The organism is Streptomyces sp. DSM 116795 (assembly GCF_055792905.1).
The window spans coordinates 3382239-3399788 of sequence record NZ_CM147707.1 but is presented as its reverse complement, the minus strand read 5'-3'; the positions used below and the strand labels follow the sequence as shown (position 1 = coordinate 3399788).

The 17550-nt window shown below is 70.9% G+C and carries 15 protein-coding genes; 10 read left to right on the top strand and 5 right to left on the bottom strand.

The annotated features are described in order from the left end of the window. Positions 1–29: 29 nt before the first annotated feature. Entirely contained in the window at positions 30–1070 is a 1041-nt protein-coding gene (gene ku, locus ACSMXX_RS14635) for a non-homologous end joining protein Ku (RefSeq protein ID WP_473184465.1), read from the top strand. 67 nt (positions 1071–1137) lie between these two features. Here ku and ACSMXX_RS14630 read toward each other — a convergent pair whose 3' ends face one another. Both ACSMXX_RS14630 and ACSMXX_RS14625 read right to left on the bottom strand, forming a co-directional pair. Beyond that, a complete protein-coding gene (locus tag ACSMXX_RS14630) occupies positions 1138–1494 on the bottom strand; it encodes a DoxX family protein (protein ID WP_473184464.1) in 357 nt (118 codons plus the stop codon). Positions 1495–1646: 152 nt separating this feature from the next. After that, complete coding sequence (locus ACSMXX_RS14625) at positions 1647–4130, bottom strand: SpoIIE family protein phosphatase (protein ID WP_473184463.1); 2484 nt, start codon at positions 4128–4130, stop codon at positions 1647–1649. A gap of 347 nt (positions 4131–4477) precedes the next feature. On the opposite strand from ACSMXX_RS14625, the gene ACSMXX_RS14620 reads away from it, so the two are divergent. Next, entirely contained in the window at positions 4478–5092 is a 615-nt protein-coding gene (locus ACSMXX_RS14620; protein WP_473184462.1) for a dihydrofolate reductase family protein, read from the top strand. Positions 5093–5149: 57 nt separating this feature from the next. Here the strand turns inward: ACSMXX_RS14620 and ACSMXX_RS14615 are convergent, their stop codons facing one another. Beyond that, a complete protein-coding gene (locus ACSMXX_RS14615; protein ID WP_473184461.1) occupies positions 5150–6079 on the bottom strand; it encodes a LysR substrate-binding domain-containing protein in 930 nt (309 codons plus the stop codon). 135 nt (positions 6080–6214) lie between these two features. Here ACSMXX_RS14615 and ACSMXX_RS14610 point away from each other — a divergent pair, with 135 nt between their 5' ends. The 5 genes from ACSMXX_RS14610 (at position 6215) to ACSMXX_RS14590 (ending at position 11820) form a co-directional block, all read left to right on the top strand. Next, the gene (locus ACSMXX_RS14610; RefSeq protein WP_473184460.1) at positions 6215–7372 is read left to right on the top strand and encodes a PrpF domain-containing protein; all 1158 of its coding nucleotides are present in this window, start codon (positions 6215–6217) and stop codon (positions 7370–7372) included. A gap of 51 nt (positions 7373–7423) precedes the next feature. Continuing rightward, positions 7424–8548 (top strand): hypothetical protein, encoded by a 1125-nt coding sequence (locus ACSMXX_RS14605; protein ID WP_473184459.1) that lies wholly within the window; start codon positions 7424–7426, stop codon positions 8546–8548. A gap of 112 nt (positions 8549–8660) precedes the next feature. Further along, positions 8661–10691: a tripartite tricarboxylate transporter permease gene (locus ACSMXX_RS14600; RefSeq protein ID WP_473184458.1), complete on the top strand. Its 2031-nt coding sequence runs from the start codon at positions 8661–8663 to the stop codon at positions 10689–10691. After that, positions 10688–11221: an AbrB family transcriptional regulator gene (locus ACSMXX_RS14595; protein ID WP_473184457.1), complete on the top strand. Its 534-nt coding sequence runs from the start codon at positions 10688–10690 to the stop codon at positions 11219–11221. The genes ACSMXX_RS14600 and ACSMXX_RS14595 overlap by 4 nt, the downstream gene beginning before the upstream one ends. A 71-nt stretch (positions 11222–11292) precedes the next feature. Further along, on the top strand, positions 11293–11820 hold the full coding sequence (locus tag ACSMXX_RS14590; RefSeq protein ID WP_473184456.1) for an AbrB family transcriptional regulator: 528 nt from the start codon (positions 11293–11295) through the stop codon (positions 11818–11820). Positions 11821–12000: 180 nt separating this feature from the next. Here the strand turns inward: ACSMXX_RS14590 and ACSMXX_RS14585 are convergent, their stop codons facing one another. Next, positions 12001–12735, bottom strand: a complete 735-nt coding sequence (locus ACSMXX_RS14585) for a GntR family transcriptional regulator (RefSeq protein ID WP_473184455.1) — start codon at positions 12733–12735, stop codon at positions 12001–12003. Positions 12736–12844: 109 nt separating this feature from the next. On the opposite strand from ACSMXX_RS14585, the gene tcuA reads away from it, so the two are divergent. From tcuA to ACSMXX_RS14570, 3 genes are all read left to right on the top strand, one after another. After that, the gene (gene tcuA, locus ACSMXX_RS14580; RefSeq protein ID WP_473184454.1) at positions 12845–14326 is read left to right on the top strand and encodes an FAD-dependent tricarballylate dehydrogenase TcuA; all 1482 of its coding nucleotides are present in this window, start codon (positions 12845–12847) and stop codon (positions 14324–14326) included. 14 nt (positions 14327–14340) lie between these two features. After that, positions 14341–15438, top strand: a complete 1098-nt coding sequence (locus ACSMXX_RS14575) for an isocitrate/isopropylmalate dehydrogenase family protein (RefSeq protein WP_473184453.1) — start codon at positions 14341–14343, stop codon at positions 15436–15438. 177 nt (positions 15439–15615) lie between these two features. Then, positions 15616–16914, top strand: a complete 1299-nt coding sequence (locus ACSMXX_RS14570) for a hydroxyacid-oxoacid transhydrogenase (RefSeq protein ID WP_473184452.1) — start codon at positions 15616–15618, stop codon at positions 16912–16914. 27 nt (positions 16915–16941) lie between these two features. Here ACSMXX_RS14570 and ACSMXX_RS14565 read toward each other — a convergent pair whose 3' ends face one another. Beyond that, positions 16942–17532, bottom strand: a complete 591-nt coding sequence (locus ACSMXX_RS14565; RefSeq protein ID WP_473184451.1) for a GNAT family N-acetyltransferase — start codon at positions 17530–17532, stop codon at positions 16942–16944. Positions 17533–17550: the final 18 nt, after the last annotated feature.

Below are 17550 nucleotides of genomic sequence, written 5' to 3'. Positions count from 1 at the left end.
TACTGGCGCCGGGTGAGAGGGCGGACGTCATGGCTCGCGCAGTTTGGTCAGGATCGCTGACATTCGGACTGGTCACTCTTCCCGTCCAGCTTGCGACGGCGACGGAGTCCCACACCGTCCGCTTCCACCAGCTGGAGCGTGGGACCTCCGATCGCGTACGCCAGAAGAGGGTGAACGAACGGACCGGCGAGGAAGTCCCGTACGACAAGATCGTCAAGGGATACGACACCGGTGACGGCGAGTACGTGGTCGTCGAGCCGGCCGAGCTGGACGAGATCACCCCGGGCCGCTCCCAGGCGATCGAGATCTCGGGATTCGTCGAGCTGGACGCCATCGAACCCGCCTATTTCGACAGCACGTACTTCCTCCAGCCGCGCAAGGAACAGGCAAACGTCTACGGGTTGTTGCGGGATGCCCTGGCGGAGACCGGGCGGGCGGGCATCGCCGTGATGAGCATGCGGCAGAAGGACTACCTCGTCGCGGTGCACGAGCAGGGCGGGGTGCTGGTGATGCACACGCTGCACTGGGCCGACGAGGTCCGGGACCCGCACGAGACGCTGAGCAACCTGCCGTCGCGGTCCAAGGCGTCGGCGAAGGAGCGGAAGATGGCCACCCAGCTGATCGAAGCCATGGCGATGGAATGGGACCCGCACGACTACCGGGACCGCACCCAGGAGCGGGTGCGGGAGCTGGTCGACGCGAAACGGGCCGGTGAGACCGTGGAGAAGGCCGAGCAGCCCCCCGAGTCGACGAACGTGGTCGATCTGATGTCGATGCTGGAGGCATCCGTCGACCAGGCCCGCTCCTCCCGGACGAGTACGGGCCCGAAGAAGAAGACCGCCCAGGCCAAGACCGGGGCCAAGAGCCAGGCCAAGGCCGGGGCACGGAAGAAGCCGGCCGGGGAGAAGGCGACCGGAAAGAAGTCCCGGCCGGATCTCGGGAGTCTGACGAAGGACGAGCTGTACCAGCTCGCCACCGAGGCCGATGTTCCCGGCCGTTCCCGCATGAACCGCGCCGAACTCGAAAAGGCCGTCGCCCGAAGCGCCAAGAGCGCCAAGAGCGCCGCCTGAACCCCGTTGAGCCGGTGACGGGGGAGGCTGCCGTCGTCCGAGGGGGCGGTCCGGCTACGTCATCGGCTCAGCCCGGACCGTGCTGGGCGAGGCCCGTGGCCAGGGCCGCCGCCGACAGGCAGAAGAACGCCGCCCATGGCCCCAACTGGTAGTCGCGGACCCGCAGATGGGCGCAGAGCGCGCCGACGAAATAGAGCACGAGCCCGGCGGCGGCGAGCGTGCCGAGCACAGGCACCGCGAACCCGGCCAGCAGCCCGAGCGTGCCCGCCGTAAGCAGGCCGCCCAGCGGGCGCATCCAGGACCGGGGCACGCGCAACTTGTCCGCCTGCCTCGCGGGGTACTCCTGGCCGGTGAGATTGGCGGCGGCGGCCAGGCCGCTGACGGCCGCGGCGAGGAGCGTGACCACGACGTACGTTGCGAACACGGGGCCTCCTGCTGGGCTGGAACGACGGCGTTGTGTTCACCCTCAGGACGAGGCCGGGCGCAGAGAAGTGACATGCCTGTCCGGGCCGTCCCGCGCTCGGCGCCGCGTGCGCCGGCCCTTCGCCGCCCGGGCGAAAGGCGAAGGGGAGCTCATCACCGGGGCGACGGCGGGGAGTCGGGGCGCGGGAGGCCGCCCGCGAGACCGTCCGTCATTCCCTCCGCGATTCCGTCCGGGAGGGTCTGTTCAGCCCAGATCGTCTTGCCCTGCTGGCCGTAGCGCACGCCCCAGCGGCGGCTCAGCTGGGCGACGAGCAGCAGACCGCGGCCGCCCTCGTCCATGAGGCTGGCCGGGCGCAGATGCGGGGCCGCGATGCCGGCGTCGGAGACCTCGCAGATCAGCTCCCGGTCGTATATCAGCCGCAGCCGGATCGGCGGGTGGCCGTAGCGGATCGCGTTGGTGATCAGCTCGCTGACTATCAACTCGGTGCTGAACACGACGTCTTCCAGGCCCCAGGCCTGCAGCCGACCGTAGGCGTCGGCGCGTATCGGGGCGACGGCCGCGGGATCGGCCGGAACGTCCCAGGTGGCCACCTGGCCGGGGTCGAGTGCGCGCGTACGGGCGAGCAGCAGCGCGGCGTCGTCCTCCGGACGGTCGGGGAGCATGGTGGCGAGGACGTGGTCGCACGAGGCGTCCAGCGACGGGGATGTCCCGGCGAGGGTGCTTCGCAGCAGGCCGAGGCCCTCGTCGAGGTCCCGGTCACGGGTCTCGATCAGGCCGTTGGTGTAGAAGGCCAGCACGCTGCCTTCGGGCAGTTCGCGCTGGGACGCCTCGAAGGGCATGCCGCCCACGCCGAGCGGCGGGCCGGCGGGCAGGTCGAACAGGTCGACGGTGCCCGCCGGGGAGACCACGATGGGTATGGGGTGCCCTGCGCGCGCCGCGGTGCAACGGCGGGAGACGGGGTCGTAGACGGCGTAGAGGCAGGTGGTGCCGGTGTATCCGGCTGCCGTCTCGCTGTCGGTCTCGTCCGACAGGCGCGTGACCATGTCGTCGAGATGCGTGAGCACCTCGTCGGGCGGAAGGCCCATCTCCGCGAGGGACCGTACCGCGGTGCGGAACCTGCCCATGGTGGCCGAGGCCTGGAGCCCGTGCCCGACGACGTCGCCGACGACCAGGGCGACGCGCGCACTGGACAGCGGGATCACGTCGAACCAGTCACCGCCCACACCTGCCTGCCCCTGGGCCGGCAGGTAGCGGGAGGCCGTCTCCACGGCGCTCTGGTCGGGCAACTGCTGTGGCAGCAGGTCGCGTTGGAGGGTCTCCGCCGTCTTTCGTTCGCGGACGTAGCGGCGGGCGTTGTCGATGGAGACCACGGCACGCGCGGTCAGTTCCTCGGCCAGCAGCATGTCGTGCTGGGCGAACGGCTCCGGACGCCTGTGGCGCATGAACACCGTGACGCCGAGAGTGATGCCGCGGGCACGCAGCGGCACCACCATGACCGAGTGGATGCGCTGGGCCCGGAGCCGGGCCGCCCGCGCGGGGTCGTGAGCCGTCCACTCGGCGAGCAGCCGGCTGCTCGCCTCGGGCGTGGTCGTCCTGGTCCCGCCCAGGCGTTCGATGAGATCGGAGAAACGGGGGTGTGTGATCACCTCGCCCGTCCCGACCAGGTCCGCGGACTCCTCGGTGGTGACGGAGCGCTGACCGGCACGGCGTACGTCGACGGGACCGTCCAGCGGCCCGGGGGGCGGTTCGTCCCCGTTCTCGAGGAAGGTGAGCAGATCGACACCGGTGAAGTCGGCGAACTGCGGGACCGTGACGTCGGCCAACTGCTGTGCGGTGTTCGCGATGTCGAGCGTCGTGCCGATGCGGCTGCCGGCCTTGTTGAGCAGCAGCAGTCGCTGCTGGGCGGAGTACTGCTCCGTCAGATCCTGCGCGGTGAAGCACACACCGCGCAGGTTTCCCTGCTCGTCCTTGGCCGGGGCGACCCAGACCGACCAGGAATGCTCGAGCGCCTCACCCGGTACGCGCACGAAGGTACGCAGGTGCTCGCGCCCGTCCGTCTCCACCGCCGTGCGCATGGCTCGCTCGACCCTGCACGGTTCCGGCTGGTCGGTGATGATCTCCGACGGACGCAGGCCCTGCAGCTGGTCCTCGGTGAGCCCGGCCGCACGTTCCATGTCGCGGTTCGCCCGCACCACCAGCAGGTTCGTGTCCAAGAGCCCGAGGATGCACGGGAATTCGCTGAACCCCCAGTCCATCGCCGTGCCGGCACTGCCGCGCAGACGTGACTCGTCGACACGCACCAGGAGCCAGTCTGGGCCGACGGGCGTGATCCGGCGACGGGCGAGAAGAGCCACCCGCACGTCGTGGCCGTCCCGGTGACGCAGAACGACGTGCCCGTTCCAGCTCCGGATCCCCGCGAGCGCCTTCATGACCGCGTCGGCGTCGGTGTCCGCCAGCAGGTCGGCGCCTGCCCGGCCCAGGGCCTGCTCGTGGTCGTAACCCAGGAGCCGTCCGGCCCCCGGGCTCCAGCCGGTGATCGTGCCGTGCTGGTCGACGATGGCCGTGACGGGCCGCTCCGCATCGTCGGCCGCGTCCGGTCCACGGCCGCGACGGGCCGCAGGACGGTGTTGCGTCATCACAGCCCACCTCCTACGACGCGGAGCGTGACGACCGGCCGGTGCCGCTGCTTCCAGCCTGTATCAAGGCCTGCATCAGGTGAGTGACCTGTCTGTCGGGGACGGTCTGCCGCCGGGTCGGGTCACCTGCTTCCGCGCCCTTATGCGTCGCGTCCCTGCCCGCGTACGGGCCGCCGCAGCCCGTGGGGCCTCCCGTCCGTCCGTTTGACAGCGCGGTGCCGGATGGGAGCCTGGGAGCAGGAGCGCGACCGTTCAGGAAGCGACCGTTCAGGAAGCGGCGATGAGTTCCGCAGGTTCCGGTTGTCCGACTGGAGAGAGACCCGACGACCGGTTCCTGGAGGGGCATCATGCGGAAGATCGCTGCCGGACTGTTCATCTCGCTCGACGGGGTCGTGGAAGCACCCGACCAGTGGCACTTCCCGTACTTCAACGACGAGATGGGCGCCGCCGTCGACGCGACGCTCGGCGCGTCCGACACCATCATCCTCGGCCGCAAGACCTATGACAGCTTCGCCGGGGCGTGGCCGGAGCGTGAGGCGGCCGGCGGCGAGGACGCCGCCTTCGCCAAGAAGCTCGGTGATACGCGGAAGATCGTCCTGTCGAACCAGAGGCTGGAATTCACCTGGCGCAACTCCGAGCAGCTCCAAGGCGACTTCGCCGACGCCGTCACCGCGTTGAAGAACGAGCCGGGTGGGGACATCGCCGTGAGCGGCTCGGTCTCCGTCGTGCGCCGGCTGCTGGCCGAGGGCCTGCTGGACGAGCTGAATCTGCTGGTGCACCCGATCGCCGTCCGCAAGGGCATGCGGCTGTTCGACGAGGGGGAGAGCACGCTCCCGCTGCGGCTGATCTCCTCGGAGGCCTTCCAGACCGGTGTGCTCAACCTCGTCTACGCTCCGGCCGGTTCGGCCGGTGACGCCGGCTACGACGACGCCAAGGTTCACCTGCCGCAGGGTGATCGGTAGGAAGACTGGCCGTCCGGCGGAGCAGCTCGCGCAGTCCGCCGCCGGGGCGGTGGCGGATCAGGAGGCCGCCGTCCCGATGTCCCTGCCGCCCTCCCGCACGACCTGCCGGAGGATCTTCGCCATCGCCGTGCCCACCGGGGACGGGGCGCGGTCTGCGGAGTGCGCGAGCATGATCCGTCTCGACGGTGCCCGGCCGCCGAGTTCGAGGACGCGGACGTCCTCCCGCACGCCGCTCAGGGCCAGTTGCGGCACCAGCGCCACGCCGAGCCCCGCCGCGACCATCGCCTGCGCCTCCTGGTAGTCGTGTGCCTCGAAGGAGACCACGGGTTCGTATCCGGCCGCCTGGCAGGTACGGAGCAGCACCTCGGCCACGGGATGGTGGTCCGCCCTGGTGATCCAGCGCTCCTCCGCGAGCTCGCCGACACCGACGCTGTCCTGGCCGGCCAGGCGGTGGGCGGCCGACACCACAAGGCGCGTCGGGTCGGCGAGGAGTTCGCGGATGCTGAGGCCCTCTTCGTCGAGCCGGGACCACTCGTAGTCCCAGAGGACCGCCATGTCGATCTCCCGTGTGTGCAGCAGTTCGAGCAGCCCCGACAGGCGCGCGCTGCGCACCGAGAGCGAGACTCCCGGGTGGCGCGAGGCGAAGCTGGTGATCGCGAAGGGCAGCAGCGAGGCGCCGAACGTGGGGAACGTGCCCAGGCGCAGGGTGCCCGCCCGTGCGCCGCGGATGTCTTCGAGCTGCTCGTGCAGCGCGGCCAGCCGGCGCTCGATGCCCGCGACGTGTTCGACGACCGCCCGCCCGGCGTCGGTGAGGTCGACGCCCTTCGCGTGACGCGCGAGGACCTGAAGTCCCAGCTCCGCCTCCAGCTTGCGGATCTGCTGGGAGACGGCCGAGGGCGTGTACGCGAGCTGTTCGGCGGCAGCCGTCATCGAGCCGTACCGCGCGACCGCGGCCAGGAGTCTGGACCGTCCTATGTCGACATGCACGCGGGGACTGTAGCAAAACTTAATCCCGCGTGGAGATATGAGAGATGGCGTTCACGGCCCGGGTGTAGCAGGGTGTGCCCCACTTGGCGTACAGATTGCATGCAACTTGCATGGCGCATGGGAGGCGGGCGAACGATGCAGGTACCGGCGGTACTGATGCGGGGCGGGACCAGCCGGGGACTGTTCTTCCACGAGGCCGATCTTCCTGCCGACCCCGGACTGCGGGACAGGTTCCTGCTCGCGGCATACGGCAGCCCCGACCCGTACCGCAGGCAGGTCGACGGCGTCGGCGGGGCAACGTCCGCGACCAGCAAGGTGGCGATCATCGCGGACGGCAGTCACCTCGGCGTCGACGTGACGTACGAGTTCGGGCAGGTGTCGATCGAGCAGCCGCTGGTGGACCGTACGGGCACCTGCGGCAACATGTCCGCCGCCGTCGGCATCTTCGCCGTCGACGAGGGGCTGGTGCCCGCGACCGATCCCGTGACGCGGGTGACGTTCCGCAATCTGAACACCGGCAAGAACGTCACCGCCCATGTGCCCACCCCTGACGGCCGCTACGACCCGGCGGGAGACTTCTCCATCCCCGGAGTCCCGGGCACGGGCGCGAGCATCCGGCTCGACTACCTGGACCCCGGCGGCGCGGTCACCGGCGCGCTGCTGCCCACGGGGCGGACGGTCGACGAAGTGGAAGTGCCCGGCCTGGGCGTCATCGGGATGTCCGTCGTCGACGCGGCCAACCCGCTGCTCTTCGTCCGGTGGGAGTCGCTCGGCCTGACGGGCACGGAGCTGCCCGACGACATCGATTCCGACCCCGCGCTGCTCTCCCTGCTCGAACTCGTGCGGGCCTCGGCCGCGGTGCACATCGGGACGGCGGTCTCCCGCGAGGACGCGAGCGCGCGGACGCCTTCCGTTCCGAAGCTCGCCATGGTCGGCCCGCCGTGCGACTATCCGCTTCCGGACGGCACGGTGCAGTCCCGTGCGGACCAGACCCTGCGGGCGTCGATGATGTCGATGGGCCGGGTCCACCGCTCGTACGCGCTGAGCGGCGCAATCTGCACCGCCGTCGCCGCGGCGATCCCCGGGACCCTCGTCGCCGGGGCCGCGGGGCCCGGGCCGTCCGACGAGGAGCTACGGATAGGCCACCCCTCGGGCGTGCTTCCCATGACCGCCCAGGTGGAGCGGAACGGCGAGGGATGGGACGTCCCCGTCGTCTCCGGATACCGAACCGCACGACGCCTGATGGCAGGCGAGGTCGTCGTGCCCGACGCGAGGGTCGCCGCACACGCGTAGCGGCCCGGACCACCAGTCACAGCCACGTCAGCGCTCGAAGGAGGACCGGCGATGAGCCGCAAACCGATGTCTCGTATCCGGATGACCGGGGTGGTGATCGCGGCCGGTCTGACACTGGCGGCCTGCGGGAATCCCCAAGGTGTCGGGGACGACGGAAAGACCGACGCGGGTGCGGAGGTCCCGTCGCGCGTCGAGATGGTCATCCCCTACGACGAGGGCGGCGGCACCGACACCTGGGCCAGGTTCCTCGCGCCGTATCTGAAGAAGCACACCGCCGGGACCCCGACGTTCCTGCCGGAGAACAAGCCGGGCGGCGAGAGCATCACCGGCTCCAACGAGTTCGTGCGTTCGGGCGGGACGGACGGCAAGGAGGTCCTGGTCACCTCCGCGACCACCTACTATCAGGCGCTGCTGAAGCGTCCCGAGGTGGAGTTCGACTTCTCCAAGATGCGGCCGCTGGTCATGAACGGTTCGGGCGGCGTCATCTATACGTCGCCGAAGACGGGCATCAAGAGCGCCGACGACCTGGTGAAGCGCAAGAAGAAGCTCACCTACGGCGGCATCAGCGCCACGGGCCTGGATCTGACGATGCTTCAGGCGATGGACGTACTGAAGAAGCCGGTCGACGCCACGTTCGGATTCGAGGGACGCGAGACCGCGCTGCTGGCCTACCAGCGCGGCGAGGTCAACATCGACTACCAGACCACGTCCGCGTACAAGACCCAGGTGGAGCCCCTGGCCGAGAAGGGCAAGGCCGTTCCGCTGATGTCCTTCGGCGTGCTCAAGGACGGCAAGGTCGTCCGCGACCCGAACGTGCCGGACCTGCCGACCGTGGAGGAGTTCCACAAGAAGATGTACGGCAAGAAGCCGTCAGGGAAGGCCTACGACTCCTACAAGGCGTTCCTCGTCCCCGGCACCACGTACCAGAAGGGCCTGTGGGCCAACGAGGACACCCCGGACTCGATCGTGAAGGCCTACTGGGACTCGGTCGACAAGCTCAAGAAGGACAAGAAGTTCGCCAAGAAGAGCGGCAGCGTGCTGGGCGGCTACCCCCTCTACTCCGGTGAGAACGCGGAGCAGCAGATCCAGAAGGCGTTCGAGATCGACCCCGGCGCGCGCAAGTACGCCCTCGACATGCTGGAGCGCGAGTACGGCGAGAAGCTCGGCGGCACCTGAGCGGCCGCGCCGGCCGCGCCGGCCGCGCCGGCCGCGTCGGGGGCGTCGCCGCGGCGCCCCCGACGCGAGTGCCGTGACCGGCAATCCCGAAGTCCCCGGAAAGGTCTGATCGATGCTGGATGCCGCGTTCAGCGCGCTGGGCAACCTCTTCGCCCTGTCGAACTTGATATTCCTGCTGCTGGGTGTCGGCTCCGGCCTGGTCATCGGCATGATTCCCGGTCTGGGCGGCACGGGCGCCGTCGCGATGCTGCTGCCGTTCGTCTTCGCGCTGGAGCCGACGCAGGCGCTGGCTCTGATCATCGGCGCCGTCGCCGTCGTGCACACCTCGGACACGATCGCCTCGGTGCTGCTCGGGATACCCGGATCGGCCTCCGCGAGCGTGCTGATGCTCGACGGGCACCAGATGGCGAAGAAGGGGCAGGGCGCACGGGCGCTGTCGATCGCGTTCATGTCCTCGATGATCGGCGGGCTGCTCGGTGCTCTCGGGCTGACGCTGTCGATACCCGTGGCACGTCCGCTGGTGCTCAGCTTCGGGGCGCCCGAGCTGTTCATGCTGACCCTGCTCGGCGTATCGCTGACCGCGGTGCTCTCGCGCGGCAACATGGTCAAGGGGCTGCTCGCGGGGGCGTTCGGGCTGCTGCTCGGCGGAATCGGCGCGGCACCGGCGGCGGCCGACTACCGGTTCACCTTCGGTTCGCTCTTCCTCTCCGAGGGCCTGGACCTGGTGGCCGTGGCGCTGGGCATCTTCGGCGTCGCCGAGATCGTCACGCTCGTGGGCAGCCGCTCCAGCGTCGCCACCGGTTCGGGCCTCGGCAGCGGCTGGCGCACGGGGCTCCGGGACGTGCTGCGGCACTGGCGGCATGTCATACGGGGCGCCCTCGTCGGCATGTGGGCCGGAGTCCTGCCGGGTCTGGGTGCCACCGCCGGTACGTGGATGGCGTACGGGCAGGCGCGGGCGACGACGCGCAAGGAGAAGGAGAACAAGGAGAAGAAGGCCTTCGGCAAGGGCGACCCACGGGGAATCATCGCCCCGGAGAGCGCCAACAACTCCGTCGAGGCCGGCGACCTCATCCCCACCCTGCTGTTCGGGATTCCGGGCGGTGCCCCCGCGGCCCTGCTGCTGGGCGCGCTGCTCGCCTTCAACATCGAGCCGGGGCCGCGGATCATCACCAAGGACCTGGACATCGTCTACACGATCATCTGGTCCTTCGCGCTCGCGAGCATTCTGGGTGCCGCGGCCTGCTTCCTGCTGAGCCGTCCGCTGGCCAGGCTCAGCTTCGTGCGCTTCCCGGTCCTGGCGGGCGGGCTCATCGTCGTACTGTTCACGGCCGGCTTCCAGGACTCGGAGCAGATCGCGCTGCTCCAGGTCATGCTGCTGCTGGGTGCCCTCGGCTGGGTGATGAAGGTGTGCGGGATACCGCGGGCGCCGTTCCTCATCGGCTTCGTGCTGAGTCTGCCGATGGAGCGCTACTACTTCCTCACCGCGAATCTCTACGAGTTCGGCGAGTGGACCGTCCGTCCATGGGTCCTCGTCCTGTTCGGGGTGCTCGTCGTGCCGACGCTCTTCTCCCTGGTGAAGAGGGTCCGCTCGCGCCGTGGACCCGACGGAGAGCCGGAGGACCAGCAGGATCAGCAGGACGAGCCGGACGGCGAGGCGGGCGAGGGGGGTGAGGGGCCGCGGCCGCCGCGGATCTGGAGCGTCGCCGTCCCGGCGCTGTTCCTGCTCGTCTTCGTCGCGGCGTTCGTGATCTCCCGGGGCTACAGCAGCCAGGCCAGGCTCGTGCCGGGGCTCGTAACGGTCGTCGGGGCGGCGGTGGCCGCGGGCGCGCTGGCTGCCGGGGTCCGCGCGCTCCGGCGGGCCGGCCCGCCGGAGCCGGAACAGCGGGAGGCATGGGCCGTCGAATGGCGGGCTGTGCTGCGGTCGTTCGCCTGGCTCGCCGGGTTCATCGCGCTCACGTACGTCCTCGGTGTACTGCTCGCGGCACTGGTGTTCCTGCCGGTGTTCCTGCGGCTCGTGGCGGAGATGCGCTGGCGGGGCATCGTCGTATACACGCTGTGCACGGTCGGTGCACTGTCGGCTCTGGCCGCCTTCGCGGACATCGCCCTGCCCATCGGCTACCTCACGCCGGTCGGGCTGCTGTGAGCGGAGCTGCGACCGGACCGGGCGCTTCCTTCCCGCGGGCCGCCGTGGGCCTGCTGGCCGGAGCCGCGGGCGGGCTGTTGCTCACATGGCTGCGGGTCCCGGCCGGAACGCTGGTGGGCGCCGTGCTCGGCAGCGCGGTGGCCGGCAGCGTGTTCAGGGCACAGCCGCACCCCCTCCAACGGGGCGTGCGTACGGCCGGGCTGGTGCTGATCGGCTGTGTGTCGGCCGCGCGGCTGGACGGCCACAGCCTCGCGACGATGGGACGGGTCGCGCTTCCCGTGCTGGCGGCGGTGGCACTGCTCCTCGTCCTCGACGCGGCACTGGCGCGGCGGCTGATGCGGCGCCACCGTCTCGACCCGGCCACGGCGGTGCTCGCCTGTGCACCGGGCGGGCTCAGCGAGCTGTCCGTACTGGCGGTCAAGGAGGGCGCGGACGTCGGGACCGTCACGGTCGTCCATCTCATACGAGTGCTGCTCGTGGTGCTGGTGGTGCTTCCGGGGCTCGTCCTCGTCCTGGGCCGGCTGCCGTGACGGGCGGGCTGCGGTGATGGGCGTGCTGCGGTGACGGGCGTCGGCACCGGCGGTCTGCCGGGCGGGCTGCGGTGACCGGCGCGGGCGGCGGTCTGCCGGGCCTCGCGGTGCTGTTCGGGCTCGCGTGCGCCGGGGCGGCGCTGGGCCGGCTGCTGCGGCTGCCGATGTGGCCGGTCACCGGTTCGATCCTGGGTGCCGCGACCGCTCCGCTGCTCGGCGCGGGCGGCGCGGCGCCGCCGGGCTGGTGGGCGGTCGCAGGTCAGCTGCTCGTCGGCAGCGGCGTGGGTTCCATGGTGGGGCGGGACTTCTTCGCCTCCGTACGCCGAGTCAGTGTGCCCGGATCCGTCGTGGCCCTCGTGATCGTCGCCGTGGGGGTGGCGGCCGGTGCGGCCCTGGCCACCGGCGGGGTCCTCGGACCGGCGCCTGCGCTGCTCGGCTCGATCCCCGGCGGAGTGGGGGAGATGGTCGCGGCGGCGGCGGGACTGGGAGCGGACAGCGGCCTGGTCGCCGGGATGCACCTGATCCGGCTGGTCGTCGTGCTGTCGGCGCTGCCTTTGCTGCTGCGGTGGGCCCGCCGCCGGTACGGGGGCTCCGGATGACCGCGTCGACGGGCCGGTCGGCCTTCCGGCAGGCCGCCCGGTCGACTGCCTGGCCGGCCGCCCGGTCAGCCGCCCAGGAGCACGGCGAGCCGGATCTCGCGGGCCCGGCGCATATGGGCCCTGGCCTCTCGCTCCGCCGCCTCACCGTTGCGTTCCCTGACCGCGCGGGCGACCGCCCGGTCAGCCGCCCAGGAGCACGGCGAGCCGGATCTCGCGGGCCCGGCGCATATGGGCCCTGGCCTCTCGCTCCGCCGCCTCACCGTTGCGTTCCCTGACCGCGCGGGCGACCGCCTCGTGCTCGGCCAGCACCTCGTCGGCGCGGCCCGGGTGCCCCAGCGTCGTCGCCGGAAGGCGCCGTACGGCATGTTCGACCTGGCCCAGGAATCTCTCCAGGTACGGGTTGGCCGCCCCGGTCCGCAGCGCCCGGTGCCATGCGAGGTTCAGCTTGGACAGCTCGGTGACGGCTTCGCGCCCGGCGGCCTCCCGCATCGCGGCGTTGATCTCGTCGAGCTCGTCGACCAGCCCCTCGGGGCACCGCACCGCCGCGAGCCGGGCGGCGAGTCCTTCGAGGTCCTCGCGTACGACGTAGAGAGCGAGCACGTCTTCCAGCGAGAGGGAGGCGACCATCGCTCCGTGGTGGGCGGTCTTGATCACCAGGCCCTCGTCGGCCAGCCGTTTGAGCGCCTCCCGGATCGGTGTCCGGCTCACCTTGAAGGCGGTCGCCAGTTCGCTCTCGCGCAGCCAGGCCGAGGGAGACAGGACGCCGTCGAGGATCGCTTCGCGCATCGCGCCGGTGACGTCGTCGGTCGTACGGCCCCGCACCGCCCCCTCGTGCAGATAGGCGCGGAGGCGCTCCACAGCTTCCTCTGACTGGCTCCGGATGCCGCTGGTCGTAGGTGCTTTGTCCTCCTGCACGGAGTGAACCGTACGGGAGTGGTCAGATCGTCCGCAAGTTGAGTACAATCCCCGAGGAATTGCATGCAACTTGAATGTGAAGGGTCCCCGGGAATGGGAGGGAGTGCCCATGGCAGGTCGGCGGGTCATCGTTGTCGGAGCGGGCAATGCGGCGCTGTGCGCGGCGCTCGCCGCGAGGGAACAGGGCTCCGAGGTCCTGGTTCTGGAGAGGGCGCCGGAGAGACTCCGCGGCGGCAACACCGCGTTCACCGCGGGAGCGATGCGGGTCGTCTACTCAGGGGTGGACGATCTGCGGAAGCTGATGCCCGACCTGACCACGGAGGAGATCGAGAACACCGACTTCGGGAGCTATCCGGCGGCGGACTACCTCGACGACCTCGCGCGCGTCACCGAGTACCGGACGGACCCCGAACTCGCCTCCGCTCTCGTGGAGAAGAGCCTGCCGACCTTGCTGTGGATGTCGGAGAAGGGCGTGCGCTTCGTGCCGATCTACGGGCGTCAGGCCTTCAAGGTCGACGGCCGCTTCACCTTCTGGGGAGGCCTGACCGTCGAGGCGTCCGGCGGCGGCATGGGCCTCGTCGAGGCACTGACGCGCGCCGCCGGAAAGGCCGGTATACGGATCGAGTACGGCGCGCGCGCCCTTGAACTGCTGCAGGACGAGAGCGGCGGCGTCCGCGGCGTGACGGTGCGCCAGGCCGGAGATACCCGCGACGAGCACGCCGACGCGGTGGTGCTGGCCAGCGGAGGGTTCCAGTCGAGCTCCGAGATGCGCGCGCGCTACCTGGGCCCGGGATGGGACCTGGCCAAGGTGCGCGGGACGATGTACAACACCGGCGACGGCCTGCGGATGGCGCTGCGCGCGGGGGCGAGCCCCGCGGGGAACTGGTCCGGCTGCCACGCCGTCGGCTGGGACCGCAACGCTCCGGAGTTCGGGGACCTCGCGGTCGGCGACCACTTCCAGAAGCACAGCTATCCCTGGGGCGTCATGGTCAACGCCCGCGGCCGCCGGTTCGTCGACGAGGGCGCCGACTTCCGCAACTACACCTACGCCAAGTACGGGCGCGTGATCCTCGAACAGCCCGGCCAGTTCGCATGGCAGATCTTCGACCAGAAGGTCACGCACCTGCTGCGCGACGAGTACCGGATACGTCAGATCACCAAGGTGAGCGCCCCGACCCTGGACAAGCTGGCCGAGAAGATGGACGGGGTGGACCCCGCCGGCTTCCTCGCGGAGATGGCGGCCTACAACGCCGCCGTCGACACCGGAACGCCCTTCAACCCGAACGTCCGCGACGGCCGTGGCACGGCGGGCCTCGCCGTCGACAAGACCAACTGGGCCAACACCGTGGACGAAGGGCCGTTCGAGGCGTACGCGGTGACCTGCGGCATCACCTTCACCTTCGGAGGTGTCCGCATCGTCCCGGAGAGCGCGCAGGTCCTCGACACCGACATGAACCCGATCTCCGGTCTCTTCGCCGCCGGTGAACTGGTCGGCGGGCTCTTCTACTTCAACTACCCCGGGGGCACCGGACTGACGAACGGGTCGGTCTTCGGGCGGATCGCGGGCACTTCGGCCGCACGGGCCCGGTGAGCGGGGTGAGCGGGGTGAGCGGGGCGCCGCCGGAGGCGGCGGGCACCGGGGAGCTGGACCTCGTGGTGATCCCCGGCGACGGCATCGGGCCGGAACTGGTGGACAGCGCCCTCCAGGTGCTCGAACGGGTCGCCGCCCTGGACGGCTTCGAGTACCGCGTCACCACGGTCGACGCCGGCGCCGGAGCGTACCGGAGCACCGGCCGGGCACTGCCCGACGGTGCACTGGAACGCCTGCGCGCAGCCGACGGCGTACTGAAGGGCCCGGTGGGCCTGCCGGACGTACGCCACCCGGACGGGACCGAAGCCGGGCTGCTCGGCGGGCTCCTCCGCACGGGCCTGGACACCTTCGCCAACGTCCGCCCGATGAAGCTGCTTCCCGGCGTCACCGGCGCCACACGGCACAGCCCCGGCGAGATCGACTACGTGGTCGTACGGGAGAACACCGAGGGGCTGTACCTCTCACGAGGGGCGGGCGCGGCCACACCGCACGCCGCCTCGGACCAGCTCATGGTCACGCGCGTCGGCACGGAGCGCGTCGTGCGGTACGCGTTCGAACTGGCGCGAGAGCGCACGGGCGCTCCCACCGACGGCGCCCGCAGGGTGACTTGCGTGGACAAGAGCAACGTGCTGCGGAGCTATGCGCTCTTCCGCCGGGTGTTCGACGAGGTGGCCCGGGACTACCCGGACATCGGGACCGAACACCTCTACGCCGACGCCGCCGCCCACGACCTCGTGGCACGACCGCAGTCCTTCGACGTGCTCGTGATGGAGAACTTCCTCGGCGACATCCTCAGCGACCTCGGCGCAGCGACGGCCGGCGGCCTCGGCATGTGCGGTTCGCTCAACGTCGGTACGGATGCGGCCTACGCGGAGCCGGTGCACGGCAGCGCCCCGGACATCGCCGGACGGGGGCTGGCCAACCCGCTCTCGCAGATCCTGAGCCTCGCGCTGCTGCTGGACCACGCGGGCAGGCCGTCGGCGGGCGACGCCGTCAAGCGCGCCGTGGTCTCCGCACTCTCGGGCGCAGACCTCCGCTTCGGCGAACGGGGACAGCCCGCCGGAGGCACGCGGTCGGTCACGACGGCCGTGTGCGAACACCTGCGGCCTTGAACGGCGTGCGCTCACGCGCGCGTGCGGTGAAGCGTGTGCGGTGACGCGCGCGAACTGACGCGCGTGCGCCGCATCGCGCCTGTTGCCCCCGGGTGCCTGCGGATGAGAGACCGGGGTACTAGTGCCCCTCCCGGCACAAGTCCCGCACCGAGACGCGAACGTGGAGGCGTACGTCCGATGAGCACCGGCGACGACAGCGGCCTGACCGAGGAGACCGTCTTCACCTGGGGTGCGCCTCCCTTGAAGTTCGGTGCCGGCGCGTCCGACGAGATCGGCCACGACATGGCGCAGTACGGCGCGCGGCGGGTGCTCGTCCTGACCGACCCCGGTGTCGGCGCTCTCGGCATCCCCGAGCGGGTGGCCGGGAATCTCAAGCGGTACGGGATCGAGGCGCGGGTCTTCGACGGTGTGCACGTCGAGCCCAGCGACGCCAGCTTCGCCGCCGCAGTCGAGTACGCACAAGGGCACGGTCCCTGGGACGGGTTCGTCGCGGTCGGCGGCGGCTCGGCCATCGACACCGCGAAGGCCGTCAACCTGCTGACGTCCTGCGGCGGCGAGTTGATGGACTACGTCAACAAGCCGATCGGCCGGGCCGAGGTGCCGCCTCACGGGCTCAAGCCGCTGGTCGCCGTCCCCACGACCGCGGGCACGGGTGCTGAGAGCACCGCGATGTGCGTGCTGGACATCCTGTCGATGAAGGTCAAGACCGGCATCAGCCACTGGCGGCTGCGCCCCGCCCTCGCCGTGGTCGATCCGCTGCTGACGATGACCCTGCCGCCGGAGGTCACGGCCTCGGCGGGCATGGACATCGTCTGCCACGCCCTGGAGTCGTACACCGCCGGGTGGTACGCGGATTCCGTCCGGCGCAGGCCCGAGGAGCGGGTGACGTACTGCGGCTCGAACCCCGTCTCCGACCTGTGGTGCGAGAAGGCGCTGAGCCTGATCGCGAAGTCCTTCCGGCGTGCGGTGCACAGCGGCGCCGAGGACGTCGACGCCCGTACGGACATGCTGATGGCGGCGACCTTCGCCGGCATGGGATTCGGGAACTCCGGGGTCCACATCCCGCACGCCAACGGCTATCCGATCGCCGGCATGGTGAAGGAGTACCGCCCGTCCGGATATCCGCAGGACGAACCGATGGTGCCGCACGGGCAGTCCGTCTCGCTGACGGCGCCGGAGGCGTTCCGGTTCTGCTTCTCCTCCGCGCCCGACCGGCATCTGCGGGCCGCGGAGCTGCTGGCGCCGGACATGGAGCGACTCCCCGATCCCGCCGAGCAGTTGCCGCGGGCCCTCGTCGCCCTGATGCGCGACATCGGCATCCCGAACGGCATCGGCGCCGTCGGCTACGGCGAGCGCGACGTGCCGGATCTGGTGCCGGGGACGATGAAGCAGCAGCGCCTGCTGGCCACTTGCCCGCGCCCCGTGCGCGAGGAGGACATCGAGGGGATCCTCCTCGGCTCCGTCCAGAACTGGTAGCGGACGACCGGGCTGCGCCGCCCCCGCTCAGTCAGCCCCGGGCGGCAGCAGCGCAGCCGAGGGCGGCAGCGGCGTACGCCCCCGGTGCGCACGCCAGACGACCTCGACCCCGATCTCGCCCGGTGCGGACGGTCCTTCGAGGGACGGCCGCCGCTCGACCTCGGTGAAGCCCAGGCGTCTGGGCACTCCGCCGCTGGCCTTGTTGGCCTCGTCGTGGTGGATCTCCACGATCTCGATCCCGGGCAGCGTGAACGCCTCACGCAGCAGGGCGCCGGCCGCCGTCGTCGCCAGGCCCCGCCGCGTCCACGACGGGTGGATCCAGTAGCCGATCTCCAGCCCACCGGGGCCGATGCGGCGCATCAGGCCGCAGCTGCCCACCGTCGAACCGTCCACCGCCACCGCGTAGTTGTACGCCTGGCCCTCCGCCCATTCACGTTCGCACCTGGTGACGAACTCTAGGGACGAGTCGGGGCTGTAGTCCTCGTGGGCCCACGGCATCCACGGCATCAGATGGTCGAGGGACTCGGCGACGACCCGGTAGGCCACGTCGGCGTCGGCGGTACGCCAGCGCCGCAGTCGGAAGCGTCCGGAGAGGAGCAGTTCGGCAGGTCCGTCCATCAGGAGCCAGCCAAGGGA

Coding starts and splice junctions, on each gene's coding strand:
- ku (WP_473184465.1), top strand. CDS start 30: ATGGCTCGCGCAGTTTGGTCAGGATCGCTGACATTCGGACTGGTCACT.
- ACSMXX_RS14625 (WP_473184463.1), bottom strand. CDS start 4,130: ATGACGCAACACCGTCCTGCGGCCCGTCGCGGCCGTGGACCGGACGCG.
- ACSMXX_RS14620 (WP_473184462.1), top strand. CDS start 4,478: ATGCGGAAGATCGCTGCCGGACTGTTCATCTCGCTCGACGGGGTCGTG.
- ACSMXX_RS14610 (WP_473184460.1), top strand. CDS start 6,215: ATGCAGGTACCGGCGGTACTGATGCGGGGCGGGACCAGCCGGGGACTG.
- ACSMXX_RS14605 (WP_473184459.1), top strand. CDS start 7,424: ATGAGCCGCAAACCGATGTCTCGTATCCGGATGACCGGGGTGGTGATC.
- ACSMXX_RS14600 (WP_473184458.1), top strand. CDS start 8,661: ATGCTGGATGCCGCGTTCAGCGCGCTGGGCAACCTCTTCGCCCTGTCG.
- tcuA (WP_473184454.1), top strand. CDS start 12,845: ATGGCAGGTCGGCGGGTCATCGTTGTCGGAGCGGGCAATGCGGCGCTG.
- ACSMXX_RS14570 (WP_473184452.1), top strand. CDS start 15,616: ATGAGCACCGGCGACGACAGCGGCCTGACCGAGGAGACCGTCTTCACC.
- ACSMXX_RS14565 (WP_473184451.1), bottom strand. CDS start 17,532: ATGGACGGACCTGCCGAACTGCTCCTCTCCGGACGCTTCCGACTGCGG.